Source organism: Fibrobacter sp., from assembly GCF_017545445.1.
GTDB lineage: Bacteria > Fibrobacterota > Fibrobacteria > Fibrobacterales > Fibrobacteraceae > Fibrobacter.
Window position 1 is genome coordinate 20,288 of the sequence record NZ_JAFWOM010000117.1, and the last position, 18,962, is coordinate 39,249.

16 protein-coding genes are annotated in these 18,962 nt (G+C 48.5%); 11 read left to right on the top strand and 5 right to left on the bottom strand.

What is annotated here, in order from left to right; all coding sequences use genetic code 11:
* Nucleotides 1-110: 110 nt before the first annotated feature.
* Nucleotides 111-1,139: a fibrobacter succinogenes major paralogous domain-containing protein gene (locus IKG78_RS12835; protein WP_290944091.1), complete on the bottom strand. Its 1,029-nt coding sequence runs from the start codon at nucleotides 1,137-1,139 to the stop codon at nucleotides 111-113.
* Nucleotides 1,140-1,549: 410 nt separating this feature from the next.
* On the bottom strand, nucleotides 1,550-3,916 hold the full coding sequence (locus tag IKG78_RS12840) for a sodium-translocating pyrophosphatase (protein WP_290944093.1): 2,367 nt from the start codon (nucleotides 3,914-3,916) through the stop codon (nucleotides 1,550-1,552).
* A gap of 116 nt (nucleotides 3,917-4,032) precedes the next feature.
* Between IKG78_RS12840 and IKG78_RS12845 the strand changes: the two genes are divergently transcribed.
* From IKG78_RS12845 to IKG78_RS12855, 3 genes are all read left to right on the top strand, one after another.
* A complete protein-coding gene (locus IKG78_RS12845) occupies nucleotides 4,033-4,785 on the top strand; it encodes a hypothetical protein (protein ID WP_290944095.1) in 753 nt (250 codons plus the stop codon).
* Between the two features lie 426 nt (nucleotides 4,786-5,211).
* A complete protein-coding gene (locus IKG78_RS12850) occupies nucleotides 5,212-6,282 on the top strand; it encodes a histidine phosphatase family protein (protein WP_290944097.1) in 1,071 nt (356 codons plus the stop codon).
* 405 nt (nucleotides 6,283-6,687) lie between these two features.
* On the top strand, nucleotides 6,688-9,276 hold the full coding sequence (locus IKG78_RS12855; RefSeq protein WP_290944099.1) for a 1,4-beta-glucanase: 2,589 nt from the start codon (nucleotides 6,688-6,690) through the stop codon (nucleotides 9,274-9,276).
* Between the two features lie 199 nt (nucleotides 9,277-9,475).
* On the opposite strand, the gene IKG78_RS12860 is transcribed toward IKG78_RS12855, so the two are convergent.
* Both IKG78_RS12860 and IKG78_RS12865 read right to left on the bottom strand, forming a co-directional pair.
* Nucleotides 9,476-10,231 carry a M15 family metallopeptidase gene (locus IKG78_RS12860; protein ID WP_290944101.1) on the bottom strand — a complete coding sequence of 252 codons (756 nt, stop codon included), beginning with the start codon at nucleotides 10,229-10,231 and terminating at the stop codon, nucleotides 9,476-9,478.
* A 34-nt stretch (nucleotides 10,232-10,265) separates the two neighbouring features.
* Nucleotides 10,266-12,617, bottom strand: a complete 2,352-nt coding sequence (locus tag IKG78_RS12865; protein WP_290944103.1) for a hypothetical protein — start codon at nucleotides 12,615-12,617, stop codon at nucleotides 10,266-10,268.
* Nucleotides 12,618-12,683: 66 nt separating this feature from the next.
* Here IKG78_RS12865 and IKG78_RS12870 point away from each other — a divergent pair, with 66 nt between their 5' ends.
* Nucleotides 12,684-13,553 carry a nitrilase-related carbon-nitrogen hydrolase gene (locus IKG78_RS12870; RefSeq protein ID WP_290944106.1) on the top strand — a complete coding sequence of 290 codons (870 nt, stop codon included), beginning with the start codon at nucleotides 12,684-12,686 and terminating at the stop codon, nucleotides 13,551-13,553.
* 56 nt (nucleotides 13,554-13,609) lie between these two features.
* The gene (locus tag IKG78_RS12875; protein ID WP_290944108.1) at nucleotides 13,610-14,746 is read left to right on the top strand and encodes a DUF4434 domain-containing protein; all 1,137 of its coding nucleotides are present in this window, start codon (nucleotides 13,610-13,612) and stop codon (nucleotides 14,744-14,746) included.
* On the opposite strand, the gene IKG78_RS12880 is transcribed toward IKG78_RS12875, so the two are convergent.
* The gene (locus tag IKG78_RS12880) at nucleotides 14,743-14,931 is read right to left on the bottom strand and encodes a hypothetical protein (RefSeq protein WP_290944110.1); all 189 of its coding nucleotides are present in this window, start codon (nucleotides 14,929-14,931) and stop codon (nucleotides 14,743-14,745) included. The genes IKG78_RS12875 and IKG78_RS12880 overlap by 4 nt on opposite strands.
* A gap of 220 nt (nucleotides 14,932-15,151) precedes the next feature.
* Here IKG78_RS12880 and IKG78_RS12885 point away from each other — a divergent pair, with 220 nt between their 5' ends.
* From IKG78_RS12885 to IKG78_RS12910, 6 genes are all read left to right on the top strand, one after another.
* Nucleotides 15,152-15,847: an Rpn family recombination-promoting nuclease/putative transposase gene (locus IKG78_RS12885; RefSeq protein WP_290944112.1), complete on the top strand. Its 696-nt coding sequence runs from the start codon at nucleotides 15,152-15,154 to the stop codon at nucleotides 15,845-15,847.
* A 138-nt stretch (nucleotides 15,848-15,985) separates the two neighbouring features.
* A complete protein-coding gene (locus tag IKG78_RS12890; RefSeq protein WP_290944114.1) occupies nucleotides 15,986-16,183 on the top strand; it encodes a hypothetical protein in 198 nt (65 codons plus the stop codon).
* Between the two features lie 39 nt (nucleotides 16,184-16,222).
* A complete protein-coding gene (locus IKG78_RS12895; protein ID WP_290944116.1) occupies nucleotides 16,223-16,426 on the top strand; it encodes a hypothetical protein in 204 nt (67 codons plus the stop codon).
* A 539-nt stretch (nucleotides 16,427-16,965) separates the two neighbouring features.
* Entirely contained in the window at nucleotides 16,966-17,130 is a 165-nt protein-coding gene (locus tag IKG78_RS12900; RefSeq protein ID WP_290944118.1) for a hypothetical protein, read from the top strand.
* Between the two features lie 18 nt (nucleotides 17,131-17,148).
* Nucleotides 17,149-17,352, top strand: a complete 204-nt coding sequence (locus IKG78_RS12905) for a hypothetical protein (protein ID WP_290944120.1) — start codon at nucleotides 17,149-17,151, stop codon at nucleotides 17,350-17,352.
* Between the two features lie 476 nt (nucleotides 17,353-17,828).
* A partial coding sequence (locus IKG78_RS12910) for an IS256 family transposase (protein WP_290944122.1) occupies nucleotides 17,829-18,962 on the top strand: 1,134 nt, incomplete at its 3' end.

Here is an 18,962-nt window from a genome sequence, read left to right on the forward strand (position 1 = left end):
CTAGCGAGAATATAGTAAATAGTGGCTAGAGGTCAGTAAGAAAAGACGTCATCCTATTGTTTCAGAGATTAAATAAATTAAAGCACAAAGTCACGACTCATCGCTCAAGTCTATTCCTTAATGCAACGGACAGAAAAACCATAAAATCTGTCGAATTTATTTAGAACAGCTTCATCACCTTCGGAATTCAATTTAAGACCCACCATAAAGGCATTATTGTATTTATGAGACGTAGTCGTCCAAAAGTAAGCTTCATTACCATCATACGCAATAGGATAATCACCAATAAATCTCATGCCGGCCGGCAAAACAGAAAAGGCATACTCATCCGTACCATTCTTTTTTTGCCATCCATTTTTTGCTTTGAGTTTTTTCCCTGCAGTCGCAACGCCACCTATGGTTTCCAACAACGTTTCAAAATCAGCTTTGCTCGGAAGTTTCCATCCCGATGGGCAAGCTTTATATGCGGCATTCCACTCGTAATGACGTCCATACTTATTACAATTAGACTCCTTGTCTTCATAGCAATAACTGTCATTAATTTTGTATTTCAGGTTTTCCGCCATCCAAACCTGTTCTCCAATTTTTACAGTTCTGTACTCTTTCCCATCACGAGAATCTTTTAGGACCGATTTTTCCACATTGACATTTTTTGAACTACTCCGAGAAGATTCCTCCATATTTCTATTAACGGCATCCCCCTTAAAATTAGCTGGGTTTTCTCCTAGAATCTTCCTAAAAAAATCATCCGATTCTCGCTCGATTTCTTCAAGCAAACCTTCGGCATCAGGTTTTCGAGTGGTGAAGCTCCCTACCAAGTTGTTCCCAGCCGTTTCGTAAAGTTCCATTGTGAGCGTGAGCTGTTTACCAAACTTACCCACACGTGCTTGAGCAACATAATCAGCGGCAATATTCTTACCGGTTTCTACAAGACACGACCCCTCGCAGTCCTCAATCGATTTGCCTGGCGGAAGCATTACATTGATGTTCTCGCGCGTCATGACGACATAACCCATATAAGCAGGTAACACAGCTTTTGCTCGTTCACGCAACTTGTCCGTCAAGAAAATTTTTTCGGAACGTCCGATGATGTCTTTTTCAGAAATCGTTTCCAATACAGCAACATGTTTCGCAGCCATAGAAGCTACAGCCAAGAAAGCAACCAAAATGTAAAATAAGCGTTTAATCATAGTTTAAATATAATTTTTTGCGGTATATCAATCATCGAATGCAAGCATTTGGCGGTGAAATTGGAATATTTCACGTCGTTTTCACCGCCATTTTTTAGTTTATTCGTTCTTTTTTGGGATCAAAACACGGTACCAAGCAACTATTAGCGGTGATATTCACTTATTTTTGGTCCATTTCACCGCCAGCGGAATCCCCTATCAGCAGATTTTAGCCGTATTCAGTACAAACAAGGTAATTTTTGGCGGTGAAATTAACGAATTTTCAGCCGATTTCACCGCCATTTTCGCATTTTACCCTCTTTTCAGCATTTCACGGCAGCCTTTGACACTTGAATTTCGCCACCCACAAGCATTCCGCTCTAGAACATATTCCCGAATCTCACGATGACTCCGGCGAATACGACACTCACCATGGTCATGAGCTTGATGAGAATGTTGAGCGAAGGCCCTGCGGTATCTTTAAACGGATCGCCAACGGTATCGCCAACGACAGCGGACTTGTGCGTATCGGAACCCTTGCCGCCGTAATTGCCTTTTTCGACAAACTTCTTTGCATTATCCCAGGCGCCGCCCGCATTGTTGAGCATCGTCGCTAACGCAAAGCCGCACGCAAGTCCACCCGCCAAAAGTCCGAACACGCCAGCAACGCCCATCGTAAGCCCGACCAGCACAGGAACAACAACAGCAAGCACCGAAGGGATAATCATCTCGTGCTGAGCACCCGTTGTCGAAATTTCCACGCAACGAGCATAATCCGGCTCGCCCGTACCTTCCATGATTCCCGGAATTTCGCGGAACTGGCGACGCACTTCTTCAACCATCGCACTTGCCGCACGGCCCACCGCCTTGATGGTCAAGGCACAGAACACAAACGTCATCATCGCACCGATAAACAGCCCACCCAAAAGCATGGGGTTCATCAAATTGAGATTGTAAATGTGCATAAAGTCAACATAATTTACCTTATTCGCCACCATTCCGATAAGGTCGCCATTCTCGGTAATGGCACGCGTCCCACCATCAAGGAATTTCACGCCAGTAACACCCGAAAAAGCCTTCATCAAATCATTTGCGCCGTTCGCAAAAGCAACAGAACCGACTCGCCACACGCCCTCAGCCGATGCAGCCAAGTGCCCCAGCCAAATTTTCACTTCCTCGACATAAGACGCAAGGAGCGCCATCGCAGTGAGAGCCGCAGAACCAATCGCAAAACCCTTGCCCGTCGCCGCGGTCGTATTCCCCAGCATATCGAGTTCATCCGTTCGGGCACGTACTTCGGGGTCGAGGCCCGCCATTTCGGCGTTACCGCCAGCGTTATCAGCAATCGGGCCGAACGCATCCGTCGCAAGCGTAATGCCAAGCGTACTCAGCATGCCGACCGCAGCAAAGCCCACGCCATAAAGCCCCATCGCCATGTCGCTAAATCCGCCAGCACAACCGAACGCGCAGACAATACCCATCACGATCGTCACCACAGGGAGTCCCGTGGAAAACATGCCGACCGAAATACCGTCAATAATCGTCGTCGCGGCTCCAAGCTTCGCCTGCCCCGCAATTCCGCGCGTCGGCTTGTAAGCATCGGACGTATAATATTCCGTAAATTGCCCGATGAGGATGCCCGCCGCAAGGCCCGAAAGCACGGAACCGAATATTCCCATCGAAATAAAATCAAACTTCACAAGCACCCAAAGCGCTACAAGAATCAGCACCGACGACCCCAACGTCCCCGTCAAAAGCGAACGCAAAAGCGACTTCGTATCGGCATCTTCACGCGTGCGGACTGCAAAAATGCCCGCCAGCGAAAGCAAAATTCCAATCGCCGCAACCACCATTGGAGCAATGACCATCTTGATGCCGCCCATCGGGAGCGCTGCGCCAAGAGCCGCCGTCGAAAGGATAGAACCGCAATAAGATTCGTAAAGGTCTGCACCCATGCCTGCCACGTCGCCCACATTGTCGCCCACGTTATCCGCAATCGTCGCCGGGTTACGCGGATCGTCTTCGGGGATTCCCGCCTCGACTTTACCCACGAGGTCCGCCCCGACATCAGCCGCTTTGGTGTAAATGCCGCCTCCCACGCGAGCAAACAAAGCCTGCAACGACGCCCCCATGCCGAACGTAAGCATCGTCGTCGTGATTTCCACCATTTTCGCATGCGACCATTCCGCATTATTCACGAAATCCGCATTCCACGCCCCCAGCGAAAGTTTCGATGCGATATCCGCCCCGAACTGCCAAACGTTGTGGTCGTAAATGTAATTGAGCAAGAAGAACCACGCCGAAATATCGAGCAAGCCAAAGCCCACAACAATAAGCCCCATCACAGCCCCGCTGCGGAACGCAATGACAAGCCCGCGATTCAAGCTCGAAATCGCCCCGTTCGCCGTCCTCGAACTCGCATGGGTCGCCGTTTTCATGCCCAAAAACCCACACAGGCCGCTAAAGAAGCCGCCCGTCAAGAACGCCACCGGCACAAACGGATTCTGGATGCCAAGTAGCGCTAACACGAGGAATACCACGAAAAGCACGGCAAAGACAATAGAAACAGTCTTGTACTGCCGCTTGAGGTAAGCGAACGCCCCCACACGCACATAGTGCGCAATCGCTTTCATTTGGCGAGAGCCCCCAGGTTGCCGCTTCATAAAGCGATAGAAAAACAGAGCCATTCCCAGAGCAACCAAAGCTGCAACCGGGACGAAATACCAATAAGATGGAATCGAGTACATGGATACCTCGTTTATCAGGTTTCTATCGGTATGGTCAAATTTCCGAAAATAAATTTATAATGCAAATCGAGAAAAAGGCACTTTCTTTTCTATTTTTTTACTCAATGTTGGAAGAATTGAACTTTCATTTCGGATTTTACGACTGGCTGCTCGTATTTATGGTCACCGCCCTCGGAACTTTGAGCGCCTACCTCAAAGATCCGCAGCTCAAGGCCGTAACGGCAACCATCCCCATCCCCTGCGGGTTCGCCTATATCGCAGTCGGTCTCCCCATGAACACAGAAAACGCCGTTTCCGGGTTCATGTGCATGCTGTACGTGCATATCGTGAGAATCCTCCACTACAAGGCCAAGGTTCCCATAGTGCCCGCCATCATTGCCGGGCTTGCCTTTTTCGTCTGCCTCGGCACTTTTTTGCACTCGCGCATCCCCGAAGGCGAAGCGTATTTTATCGGAGCATGCCTTTTCGACCTTATCATCGGCATTATCTTTTTCCAAAAGCAGAAATACAAGTCCGGCGTGCGTTACAAGACCCCGCTCCCTGTATATATAAAGGCACCGGCCATCGCAGGCGTTGTCTCTGGGCTCATGCTCATCAAGCGGCTCATGGGCGGTTTTTGCACCAGTTTCCCGATGATGAACTCCATCGTGAGCTACGAGAGCCGTTTTTCGCTTGGCGACCAATGCAGGCAGCTTCCGCTATTCCTCATTGCCGGGCCGTTCATGTTCGTCACGATGCGATACGTCGAAATCGGGTTCGGACTCAACCACTGGCTAGTGCTCCTCATCGGCTACATCGTTTTCGCACTGATTTACTGGCCGCTCAACAAAGAACTCAAGCGCCGGAATGAAGTAAACTATAATTCTTAACGAGTCTTCCCGAGGACCGTAGGGACGAAGGATTTTTTGCGTCATCCTGACGCCGAAGGCGGAAGGATCCAGTCAAGTCTTGTAATGCGTAGGCTGAACGAGACAGGATTCTGCTCCTACGAACCTAATTCAACTAGGGCACTAATAGCATGCGAAGCGAGTGCCGCAAAAATGCTTGCATTCTTTATGGTCGATCTGATGTTGCGAACGCAAAACGTCAAAGTGCCAAGTTTTATATCCCTTACAGGGTCAGAATGACGAGTGTGAAGTGTTCTGCGAGATGAATGCGGTGCGTTCGGAATGACAACGGACTTTTTGCATCATGAACGGCGAAATACGCTTTTCTCAAGGCTTTTTGAAAAAATTTACTTGATGTTATCTTTAAAAAGAATAAATTTAAAGAGATTAAACAAGGAATTTCAAGTAATGCATAAAATTTCAAGTATTTCACAGGCTTTAACCGGAGCGTTTCTATCAGCAGCTCTTTTGACCGCATGCGGCGACGACAACTCGGCAGCCCCCCTTCCCTACCAAGGCGGGATTACCGCAAGCTCCTCCAGCGTGCAAGCCCCCCCAACATCCAACGCAACTGAACCAGCATCTTCAGCCACTCAGCAGCCGGAAAGTTCCGCTACCACACCGAACGAAACTTCTTCCAGTTCCGAAGCCACAGGTCCAGTCGAAGTGTCAAGTTCAGCAACGGCTGAACCTCCGGCTTCTAGCGCCAACGCCGCCCCGCTCGACCCGAACTGCACCGAAACCCCGGTTGCAGCAATCTCGACCGACTCCATTGGGCTTGCCGACATCGCCGACGTATTCAAGAGCGTCCGCTGCAACGAAAAGGCCGTATTCGTCATCCGCCACGGCGAACGCGATGACGGAGACCATACCAAGTATTCACCGCTGACCTACTGGGAAGGCGAACCGGATTCCATCAAGGGAAAACCGACAGACGGCGTCCGTCAGGCCATCGCCGTCGGCAAAAAACTAATTAGCGCCGATGAATTCACATATACGCACACCAAGTTCCTTCGCACGGAACAGACTTGCTTCTACATCGCACAAGGCCGTGGAGAAACCACATTCACGCACGATTCCACGGATCTTTATTCCATCAGTTGGTACAAGAAGGACAAAGAGCGTTACAGCTTCTACGAAGATTCTACAACCAACGTCCGTCTCGTCATTGCTGGCTGGGCCTACGACAACCTTTATGCAGACGCATTCTATGACCTCAAGGAAAGATCCGAAGAAATAATCAAGACGCAAATTGCACCGGATTACGCATCCATGAACAAGTTCCGCGTCATTTGCTCCCACGACGATTTCATCCTCCCGCTATCCGTTTTTGCCTCGAACGGAAAAGTCAATTACAGATTCCACGATCCGGCTTCGAGACATTGGCCATACTTCTTGACCGGCGTCGCCGTCATCATAGACCATAAGAATCAGATTCGATATGTGCCGTTCAAAGGACTTGGCATCGGAGCAGAATAGATTAGTTACTGGTCATTGGTTATTGGTCAATAGTCATTGGTCATTAGTTATTAGTTTTTTTTGAGAAATCACCCCGGACTTGCGATGCACTGAACCTCGCCAAAGAGTTCCGGGGTTTTATTTTTTTTAGAATTATTCAAAATTCAAAGCAATTCTGAAGTTCGTACCTATAAAATTCAGTTTTATCAACTTTTATAGGTACAGAAACAAAATTAAACCATAAATCCCCAAAAGTTTTATGTTTTATGGCCACGGGCCTTTTTTACGCCCGCTTTTTGGCATTTCCAAATGTTCTCAAAAATTTTCTTAATTTAACATTTATATAAGAACCGTTTTTGTATATTTTAATGTATATTACTTATAGTTGTACGGGTTAAATGTTCTCAAAATTTCAACGGAGACGACATGTTTGGTAAAAATTCGTTCAAAACGCCAATAATCTGCGTTGCAGCCTTGACCGCACTCGCTTCGATCGCTAACGCCGAAAAATACGAATGGGGCAACGTCCGCTTTGACGGAGGCGGATTCGTGAGCGCTATTATGCCGAGTCCGACCGTCGAAGGGCTGATTTACGCACGCACCGACGTGGGCGGTATTTACCGCTGGGACGCCACCAACAGCCGCTGGATTCCGTTGATGGACTGGATCAGCCAAAACGATGTGGGCCTTTACGGCACCGAAGCTTTTGCACTTGACCCGCAAGACCCTAAAAAGATTTACGTGCTCGGTGGCACCGGCTATTTCAGCAAGGGCCGCACCGCTGTTTTGCGATCCTCCGACATGGGTGCCACTTGGGACACGAGCTACGTGGAAATGCTAGCTCACGGCAACGGCATGGGCCGCCAGACGGGCGAAAAGCTCGCCGTCGATCCGAACAAATCGAACATAGTCCTCTGCGGAAGCCGCACAAAAGGTGTCTATAAGAGTACCGATTCCGGCAAAACCTGGACAAGCCTCTACAAAGTCGCTCTTTCCACTGCTACCGAAAGCAGCCTCAACGGCGTGAACGGCGTAAGTTTCGTGATGTTCGACCCGGCACAAGGCAAACTCGCCGACGGCAGCACCGCCACAATTTACATCGGCACGTCCGAAACCACGAACAACTTGCAGGTCAGCCACGACGGCGGCGCAACCTGGGAAGTCATCAAGGGTGCTCCAAGCGGTCTCATGCCGCATCGCGCAAAGATTGTCGATGGCAATATGTACGTCACGTTCGCTGACGGTCCGGGTCCGTACAACATTTCTCGCGGCGGCGTTTTCAAGTACAACATTGCTGCAGGCACTTGGACGGACATCACCCCGTTTGACGACAACGAAAAAGAAGATGGCACAATCGCCCACGAAAAGAACGAGTGTTCTTACGGCGGCATCGCGATTGACCCGAAGGATTCCAAGCACATCGTTGTTTCGACGCTTGGCCAATATACTGGCCGCCATTTCTTCAAGGACAGCACCGAAAACTACGGCGACCGCATTTATGTCTCGACCGACGGCGGCGAAAACTGGACTCACGGCCAGCATTACGGCGACGGCGTGAACATGGACGAAAACGGCAACAAGTGGATTCACGGTAACGCAATTCACTGGGCCGGATCCATCGAATTCGACCCGTTCAACAGCAAGAAAGTTTGGGTCACTAGCGGTAACGGCATTTTCCAGACCGACGACATCACAGCAAAAGTTCCCGTTTGGAAATTCCAATCCGTAGGCATCGAAGAAACAGTTCCGCTCGACATCGTGAGCATTCCGGACGGTCCGCTTGTCACCGCCATTGGCGACTACGACGGTGCAGTCTATAAGAACATCAAGGAAAGCACTCCGCGTCACACGCCGATTATCGGTACCACAGAAAGTATGGCATACGCACCGCTTTCGGGTTCGCTCCTGCGCACCGGCGTTATCACCAAGTACTACACTTACGAATCCAAGAACTTCAACGTCATGTACCGCTCTGACGATTTGGGACAAACTTGGGACAGCGTAAAGACGGAACTCAAGGGCGGCAAGGGACTCGTCGTGCTCTCCGCAGACGGCAAGGTGATCCTCCATCGCCCCGACCAAAGCGCAACTGCTTACCGTTCCGATGATAACGGTGCCACCTGGACCGCAGTCGAAACCGGCACGCAGACGCAATACGCCCGCATCGTCGCAGACCCCGTTGACCCGAAAACGTTCTACGTGATGAACGCCATGGGCACGCTCTACAAATCCAGCGATGCAGCAAAAACATTTACCGCGCAAGACGCCCGTTTGCAGAACGAACAGGCCGGCGAATACTACAACGGTGCAGGCCTCATCCGCACCGTTCCGAAGAAGGAAGGCCACCTCTGGGTTCCGATGGACCAAGCCCAAGTCTGGCAACCGAAGGGATTTACCGAATACGGTCTTGCCTACACGGAAGACGGCGGCAAGTCCTGGAACCGTTGCGAAGGCGCAAGCACTGCAATTTCCGTCGGTATCGGCAAAGCCAAAGAAGGCTCTGATTACGAAACGATTTTCATCTGGGGTGCAGCAAAATCTGGCGACCCGATCGGCATCTACCGCAGTACAGACAAGTGCAAGACGTTTGAACGCGTGAACGACGACGCTCACCAGTACGGCGGTCCGGGTAACGGCAACTTCGTGCAAGGCGACATGAACAACTTCGGCGTTGTCTATATGAGTACGGTAGGCCGCGGTCTCGTCGTAGGCGCACCGGAAGGCACCAAATTCGTCGATGTCGTCATCCCGAACGATCCCACCACCACAATCAACACGATCGCAACGCGTCCGGGCAAAGCAACGCTCACGCAGCAGAACAAGACTTTGCAAGTGAACGTCCCGAGTGAAGGCAAGTTCGCCCTCATCGCGATGAACGGCAAAACGTTCCTCACCGCAGACGTGAACGGCAACAGAAGCATAAGCCTCAAAAAAGTCCCGAACGGCAAATACATTGCAAAGATCGTTGACGCAAACGGCAAATTGCTCTTGAGAAAAGCTATTGCCATTAAATAAAGCGCATTAAAGGAGATGCCCGCCAAACATTAGAAATGAAAAATAATGGATCCCCTCTGTTCCCCTACGCTTCGCTCCGAGGATGACAAGGTCGAGGATGACGGGCGGGCATGGCAACAACAAAAGTTTTAATAATCATCAATCCCCACACTAAAAAGGCTAGAGTCCAAAGCGAACGCTTTAACTCTAGCCTTTCAATTTACATCGGAAACAGCGGATAATGTTCCTTAGTGTATGCACGCGTGAAAGCGTTGAAATGCCACCATTCGCTAGGGAGCATCACCCAGCCGGCTCGTTTCATGATTTTGCGGAGCAAGTTGCGGTTATCAATCTGTTGTTGCGTGAGGCGACCGGATTTTAAAGCATCCGCCTCACCCACGATTCCCGCACAACGTTCAAAAGAATCAAAATCAGCACCCATGTCCAGCAAATTGCCCGTGCTGTCAGCAAGCCCTAAATCAAGAGCCAAGCCGTAATTGTGAAGTCCGCCCGTTTTCCCCGACGAAACAAAATGGCTATAAGGAGTTCCAGCGACAGATTGCTTGAGAACCGCCTGAGCATACATCGGGCGTGCAGCATCAAAAATCACAAGCGAATAACCAGGCAGCTCTTTCGCAATTATCGAAAGCACCCGTTTCAGCTTGGGCAAGCCGTCTTTATGGATAAACGCACGCTGGATGCCGCAGTACATATCATGGCCCGTTACGTTGTTAAACGTTGCATAACGCAAATCCATGCGGATGCCTTCCATATCCGTTATTTCAACGAGCTTTGGATTGTGCGTGGCGTATTCAATCCACTTTTCAGCCGCTTCGCAATATCGCAACGGCTTCTCGGGCCTCGGCGGCACAAAAAGAGAGTCCGTCTTATGGGCAAACGAGAAAACCGCGAAAAACGCAACTGCTAAAAGAATAGATTGCTTTGTCACTTCGTTCCTCGCAATGACAATTCGCACCACTTCCTACTGTCTACTTCCTACCGCCTACTAATCAAATTCCCAACTGCACTTCGACGCCGAACTGGAAGTAGAGTCCCATGCCCTTCGCGATAAACGGCACCAGGTCATATCCGTTATTCGTATTCTTGTCTTTATCACGTGCGACCCAAGAGCGTTCGCGTCCATTTTCAGAGCCGAGGAACTTGAGAGCGCCCACATCGAGTTTCGAGAAGATGTTGTCGAGTTCCAGATAGAATCTAGCGTGCCTAAAGAAGAACTTCGACTTCGTCAAATCCAAATTCACACGCAAGTCCGTTCTGTACAAATCCGTAAATTCATTGTAATCCCTGAGGCGGCGGGTTCCGCTCTTGCCATCCGACGCAGGCTTAATCGCATAGTAGTACAGCGGTCTGTGCCATGCGGCATGGTGCGTCAAGATGACCGACACAATCGAATCCTTTCGCGGATAATAACGGAGGTGCGTCACGATATCCAAGCGGGAGTTCGCTTCCCACGGCAAGGACTTTCCGCCCTCCAGTTCGTATTCACCATAAACAGAACTTGCATTCATCGCCAAAGAGAAATGATGCGAAGTTTTCCATTCCAGCGAGCCTGTCGCACCGGTCACCCAAGCGTAATCCACCGGAGTCACGTCGTTGTAATGGGCAAACGCTTTCGGTAACGGCAGGAGCGGATCAAAGTAGTAACGCCCAAAGCCAGCCACTTGTGCAGCGAGGTACTTGGAGCGATAACCCACGCCCACCTTGAGCGAAGCTCCAGTTTCCAAGCGGCCTGTCAAGTCGCCATCATCAAAGAAATGTTTCCAGTCCGCACGGTAAGCGGCATTCGTAAAGAGTCTCCAGTACGCCGTATCCGTCTTGGACAAATTGCGTTCCATGTCGAACGAAACCGTCGGGCGAGCATTGTGGTCTGCACCGTCGGCAACAGCCCCCACAGAAAGCATGTGCTCCGAGAATTCGTTTTTCCAATCGAGCGTTGCAGCACCCGACAAAATTCCCGTCTGGTAATCACTGCTTTCTTTACCGCCAGGAATCGGATAACTGCGTTCAACAAAGTGGTGTTCATAAAGAATCGCGCCACGCAAGTCCGCTCCAAAAATATCCGCATTAAAGTTCTTGTCGGCACCAGCACTCAATGTCGTGTGCGTCTGCTTGTAACCGTCAATGAACGTCCTTGCAGTTTCATCAGAAAACTTGCCCGTGCGGAATCCTGTCGTATCGCGAATTGTATCGCTCAAACTCTCGCGGACAAGACCTGCATGGAAACTCGCCCCGAACTTGGATGCATATTCGCCGCCAATCACCAAATAACTTTGGCTTCCTTCGATAATATCAATGGAATTGATACTGCCGTATGTCGTCGAAGTATCCTGACTTATCTTGTATTCATCGGAGCTGTACAACGTACGCAAAGCCCACGTCGTATTACCCAGAGAATCAGAACCGTTCAACTGGGCATAGATGTCAAACGCCGTGAGATCAAACGGATCCGAAGACTTCACCTTGCAGTCGTCAGAGCAGTCGTCATCACGCTTGCGAAATTCTGTATAAAACTTTTCACCCAAATTCTTAAGCATTTCGCCATCGAGACGGCGGAACGCAAAACGGAAACTGTCCCAGATAAAGAACGGAGCGTCAAGCACCACTTCTTGAAGCGTAAGCCCTGCAGAACCTTTCAAGCCCCATTCGCCGCTCGTCTGTTCGGGAATGTACTGGATAGAAGTCGCAAGCCCCTGCCCCAGAGGCCCTTGTCCGTAATGGTCGTGAACTTCGATTCCGCTCAACGTGTGCGGGTTCACAACAGAAAGGTTTCCGGGGAAACCGACATCCAAATGACGCATGTTCGGAATGCGGAGACGGCCCAAATGATACGCCACGTCACCAGCACGCGAACCATCGTAGTACAAAGCGCTGCTAAAGTCCTTCTGGCCCGAGATGCCCGGCATCTGGCTCAAGTGCTCCGTCAAATCGAAACGCATGCCAGCCGCATCTTCAAGTTTGTCGAGCTGGACCGCACGATCGACAACCCACTTCACAGGTTCGCCATCGCCGATAATCGTGCTCGCACCCAAATCCGTAACATTTGTGCTGAGCGTGATCACCATGTCCATCAAGTCGGGATAATCCTGCAAATCCACAAAGACGCTATCGAACCCCTCTTTCTTGAAAACAAGCGAAGCACTATTCGACTCGACCGAAAGTTCAAAGCGACCGCGTGAATCCGTCTCTCCAATCTTTTTGCCGGACTTATAAGAGACGACAACATCCTTGACGGGCAAATCCGACTGTGCTTCAAGAACGACACCAATAACCATAGTTGGCGAAGCGGCGAGAACCCCGACCACAAGAAACAAGACAAAACTGAAAAATAAGCGAAAATTCATAGCCACAAAATAGATAATTTATGCAAGGAAAATTTCAGAAGCTTTTCAACATCTTATATTATACGCATGCTTAAAGTTTATTTAATCCAAATGGATAGTGCCAAGGGAAGCAAGTCCGAGAATATTGCAAGAGCAAAGAAGATGATTCTCGATGCACGCCCCGACGCAGGGAGCCTTATCCTGCTGCCCGAAATGTTTGCGACAGGCTACGTGCCAGCCGATTTAGACGCAGCCGCCGGAGATTTCCATTCAAGCATTGCCGGCGAGACCGCGCGTATGCTATCCGAAGTGGCGACAGCAACAGGCTGCACCATCATGGGAGCAGGCATCACAAAAGCCGATTCAACCGGAGAAAACAAGTTTTTCAATCACGTAAGCGTCTATGAGCCAGGAAATACGCAAGAAGCCGCATGCTACGACAAGATGAATTTGTTCTTCCCTGAAAAAGAATGCTTCAAAGCAGGCAGAAAAATTAATTTATTTAATATTAAGGAGATCCCCGATGGTTCGACAAGCTCACCAACCTTAGTCGGGGATGACAATACGACAGTAAACTGGCGAATCGCATCGTTTATCTGCTACGATTTGCGTTTCCCAGAACTGTTCCGCGAAGCAACCAAGCAAGGAGCGAATCTCATTACCGTCCAAGCGGCTTGGCCCGCCAAGCGGCGTGCCCACTGGGAAACGCTCCTCAAGGCGCGAGCCATCGAAAACCAAGTCTATATAGCAGCCGTCAACGCCGTAAGCGAAAACCATGACCCCCAAGTTTGCAAAGTGCCGCTCGCAGGCACATCCCTCATCATCTCGCCGAACGGCGACGTCCTTGCCGAAGGCTCCTTAAACAAAGAAGAAATTCTCACAGCAATACTTGATTTGCAAGCTGAAAAAGATTTACGCAAAACCTTCCCCGTACTTGAAGGAATCGTAGAGATCTAAAAAGTTGGATGTAGGGAGTTTCGCCATTTCCCCAAAAAACAGTTTATATTTCTATTATGCACGTCACACGATTCCTCCCCTGCTGTTTTTCGTTTGCGCTCCTGTTGAGCGGGTTTTCAATGCATGCGGAGGCGGCGAATTTTGACGGGGTTTTCGACGCAGGCTGGACTACAGCTTACCAATCCGCAGATTCCATCAACCACATGCACGAGCGATTGCACGCACTCGGCATGGAACAGGTCGTATTGCAATATGCAGCTGTTGAAAAGACGCATTTGTATTACCCCTCGCAGCTGAACTTTTTGCAGAACACGCAATACAAGAATAACCAGCTTTTCCCCAAAAGCATCGATGCAGCAAAGGCTGCCGGGAACAAGCTATGGATCGGACTTTATTACGACGGCGAAAATTGGTACACTCCGCCGACCGTTTCGCAATTAGACACCTTAGCATCGCGAAATTTGAAAGTACTCGACGAACTTTACGCTCTTTACGGGAAAGAAACCGTAATTGAAGGGGTTTACATTCCGCAAGAGATTGCACGTTATTACTGGGACGGACTTAGAGAAGACGCAACAGCGGCTGCACTTGCAACTCACTTTTTGAATCCAGTCACGCAGGCAGCGCAAGCTAAAGGCTGGAAGGTCATGGCAGCACCTTTTTACAACCAGAACTTGGAAACGCCCGAAAAGCTGCAAACCTTTTTCAAACAACTTTTCGCAGCGAGATTCAAGCCGGATGTCATCGCAGTGCAAGATGGAGTCGGTGCAAGCGACGCAGGCAAGCCGCATGCCAGCACAGCAACCGCTGGGAATTACGAGCGGGTGATTGCGAAAACTTGTACGCAATACGGGATTGAATTTTGGGTGGATATGGAACTGTTCCGCACCGACGATTCGCACGCACTTGCCGATAGCGCAAGGCTTTCATCGCAATTGGATACGGCACGAGCGGCAGGGGCGTCAAAGGTTATTGCTTACGACTTAGCCGTTCTCGGAAATGCAGGGCTAGATTCGCTTGAGAAATGGTTTCCGCGAGACACTTCGCAAACAACGTCTATTAGAAATCACCGCAGTTCAAGCAAGTCGCCAAAAAATGGAAAATTACACCATAAAGAAATGCGCTATTACAAGCTAAACGGCGCAAGAGTAAAAACTATCCGCGGATACGCGCTGACGAAGGATAGGGATTAGGATTTTTTCGTTAATTTTCCACCAGCGATGAGCACTAAAAAAGCGGCACCGCCAACGCCCACAATCTTCTTGATATCGCTCCAAAATTCGCGACGTTTTTCTTTGCAAGAATCGCAAAGTTTTTCAGAGTTTACGGTTTTATTGCATCCGCATTTTTTACATGTATTCCACAATTTCTGAAGCATAGTCAAACTCCTTAATCTTTTAGGACTGTGAAGTCTTTTTAAAATACCAAATTTCATTAGAAATGATAGTAGCGTGAATCACAGTTTTTTAACAACGCTACATCTATAGTTGGCAAAATGAACGATTTTGCAAGCAGTTGGTTGCAAAATTTGCAAAGTTTTGCTTTTTTGAAATTCGCCATTATAGATTTGAACCTCTAAGCTTAATGGAGGGGCAATTATGACTCAAAAATTTTCGCACGACTCTTACGTTCGCTCAGTGCTGAAGGATCCCGTTCGTACAGCGGAACTCCTTCGCCTTGCGTCTCGGAAAAACAGCAATCTCGCACAATTCCTTGCGACGGTGAATCTCGACACATTGCAAGAGATTTCCGAAGCATTCAGCGATACGGCAACACACGGCGCTGGAGACTTGGCTTTTACCGTAAAAATAGCAAGCGACGAACCCAAGCAAGCCGAACTTCTTGTCGGCATCATCGAAGAACACAAAAGCTATCCAGAAGCGGGTATCATTCCGCAGCTTGTCAAGTACTGGTTCCAGATTATGTTTCGCAACCAGAAGAACATCCCGACAGTAGCTATCGTTTTGTACAACGGAAAAGATCCTTATCGCATCGAAAAAGAAGTGATGTACCCGAATTATCCCGAATATTATCACAAGATCGGGCTACCGTTCCTATTGGAAATCGTTGATGTAAGTGACATTTTCGAGGATGAAGAAATTCCCCAAATTTCACCCAAAATCGCACTCGCACTGGTCGCATTAAAGTATGTTTTTAACGGAGAAAAACTAAAGAAATATCTGAAACCGGCTATGGCGGGACTCACATCGCTCCCCCGCGAAGAAGCGGAAGACTTTCTTACTCAAACTTTTATATATTTGACGCCGATGGCGTCCGCGGCGGCGGCTCGGTAATATATACGAAACTTAGAACTTCAGTTCTCTAGTTGAGTTATCCTCTATGAGGAAAAATATGCAAGCATATTTTTGCAACGCTCGCCTTGCACGCTTTTGCGTAAATGGTTTAAAGGCGAAGCCAAGGAGCAGTTCAAAATGGATTTCAAGAAATGCAGCGAAGTTTATGGATACAAGTCCATCGCCGAAGTTGAAGAAGAAGAACTCGCGGAAAAGATAGCTCATCACGATGAAAGCATTGCAAAGACAATGTTTAAAGCCGGGAAAATCACCCAAGATGATGCTATTTCTTATTTCAATATTCCTGAAGAAGTCGCTCATTCCTGGAAACGTTGACTGATTACCATTTTTTGCGAAGCCAGGGAGCAGTTCAAAATGGATTACAAGAAGTGCAGCGAAGTTTATGGCTATAAGTCTATCGCCGAAGTCGAAGAAGAAGAACTTGAAGCCAAGATTAAAGATACCAAGCTCGAAATGGTCGATGCCATGCTCGCCAACAATAAATTGACAGACGAAGAAATCGCCATTATTTCAGGCTTCTCGTTAGACGAAATCCAAAAACGTAGAGCACAACACTAAACAATCTATTTGAATAGTCCACGGTGTTAGAGCCGTGGATTTTTTCAACTTTTTTAGCCTGTTCCATTCCGCCAAACTCAAACCATTTTTGTCAAAAAATCAAGAAATTAGACAAAAGCAAACAAAGCTCGCTAAATTTACGAAAAATCGGTTAAAATGCACTATTTTTGACAAATAGTTAAATTGACTATTATAAAACAATATCAGTCTCTAAAGTTGTCAAATTTGACCACTTTATAATTAATATTTTTTCCTAAAAATCAAAATTTTTGGCAGAAATATTATAACAAATGCTCTGTGTAAAATCACAGGTTTAAAACAGCACTCCATCTATAGTTGACAAAATGAACGATTTTGCAAGCGGTTGGTTGTAGAAGGGGATAATTATGAATCGCAACGAATCGTCATCACTCAAAACCCGTACGCAATCGGCATTACCTTTATGACAAGCGTTAAAGAGCCTACTTGACAAGGATTTCATCAAAGATGTATCTTTAACAGGGTACACCGATGAAATTCTTTTGAATGAGGTTGACGGTATGACAGACTTGCTTTACGAGAGACAAGGGGCTTATGCTCAGGGAAAAGACGATGCCCATAAAGAAGATGCTCAACTAATGGTTGATGCCGGAATATTGACCCCAGAGAAAGCTGCTGAATTTTTTAAGGTTCCAAAAAGGGAAATCTTACCAAGAAATCGGTGACTGAAGGAGCAGTTAAAAATGGATTTCAAGAAATGCAGCGAAGTTTACGGTTATAAGTCCATCGCCGAAATCGAAGAAGAAGAACTCGCGGAAAAGATTGCTCAACGTGATCGCGATTGGATTGAGGCTATGTTTGCCAATCCCAAATTTACGGATGAAGACATCTCTAGCATTTCTGGCGTTCCGCTAAACGAAATCCAAAAACGTAGAGCACAACGTTAAGAATTCCATTTAAAAATCCACAGAGTCAAATCCGTGGATTTTTTTCAACTTATTTAGCTGTCTTTTTATCGCCATTTTTCAAATTTATCGCCGTTTTTTGTCGCCACTTTTGGTATTTTGTCGCCATTTTATCGCCGATTTAAGCAATTATCGCCACTTTTATCGCCGTTTTTCATATTTATCACCGATTTATCACCGATTTCTAATTTTCGTCGGCGATAAAATTTGACATTTTGGATTTGAAAAGAAAAAACGTTTACCCTTCAATATACACGAATGACTGCGGAGCGGCTGTTATGCCATATTCTGCAAGCGTCTTGGGCGTATCAAATTTTTGCAATTCGCCAAGCTGATATGCGTATGCCACTGGGTAACGTATATTTTCTTTCGCAAATTCCTTTAAGGGAATAAAAAAATAGGATGTTCCAATTTTTAGATTTGAAATAACCACAAATCAACCTAAAAAAGAGCATCCTATGGATAACAATATAATCAAAATTGACGAGGAAAATCTCAAGAACGACCTGAAAGGAGTCATTAGAAAGACCATCGAGGAAACCCTCAACACGATGCTGGACGAAGAAGCCGCTGAGCTGTGCAACGCGGAAAGGCATGAACGGACCGACGAACGCAGGAACTACCGCAGCGGCCATTACCACCGCAAGCTGCTGACATCCGCCGGGGAGGTCGACCTGTCCGTGCCCAAGCTGCGTCTGGCTCCATTCGAGACCGCCATCATCGAACGTTACAGACGCAGGGAGTCGTCGGTGGAGGAATCGCTTATTGAAATGTATCTGGCAGGAGTATCTGTCCGCCGCGTGGAAGACGTCACGGAACTCCTGTGGGGATCGCGGGTAAGCGCATCGACCGTCAGCAGCCTGAATCAGAAGGTCTACGGGAAAATCGAGGACTGGAGAAACAGGCCCATAGGCGGCGAATATCCCTATGTCTTCGTTGACGGCATATACCTGAAGCGCAGCTGGGGCGGCGAAATGACCAGCGTCTCGGTACTTGTCGCGATCGGGGTATCCGAAGACGGCTACCGGGAAATACTCGGCGCATGCGAGGGCGCAAGCGAAAGCAAGGAGTGCTGGCGGAGCTTCCTCGTGAACCTCAGGGAACGTGGCATGAAGGGAGTTCGTCTGTTCACTTCGGACAAGCACCTGGGCTTCCTTGAATCGGCCTCGGAAGTGTTCCCGGATGCGAAATGGCAACGCTGCACGGTGCATTTTTTCAGGAACCTGATGACAAAGATCCCACGCAACAAGCTTGCTTCGGCCATGCCCCTGCTGAAGGCTACATACGCCCAGGAAGACAAGGAAGCAACGCTGAAAAAAGCCTCCGATGTGGAGCAGAAACTGCGTGATATGGGCCTGAAGTCTGCCGCCGACCTTTACCACAAGGGCGTAGCCGAGACGCTGACCTATCTCGACTTCCCTCACGAGCACTGGCGCAGCATAAGGACGAACAACATCCTTGAACGCCTGAACCGGGAAATACGCAGAAGAACACGGGTTGTGGGCTGTTTTCCGGATGGAGAGTCGGCACTGATGCTTGTTTGTGCCAGGCTGAGATACGTTGCGACGAAAGAATGGGGCACCAAGAGGTAC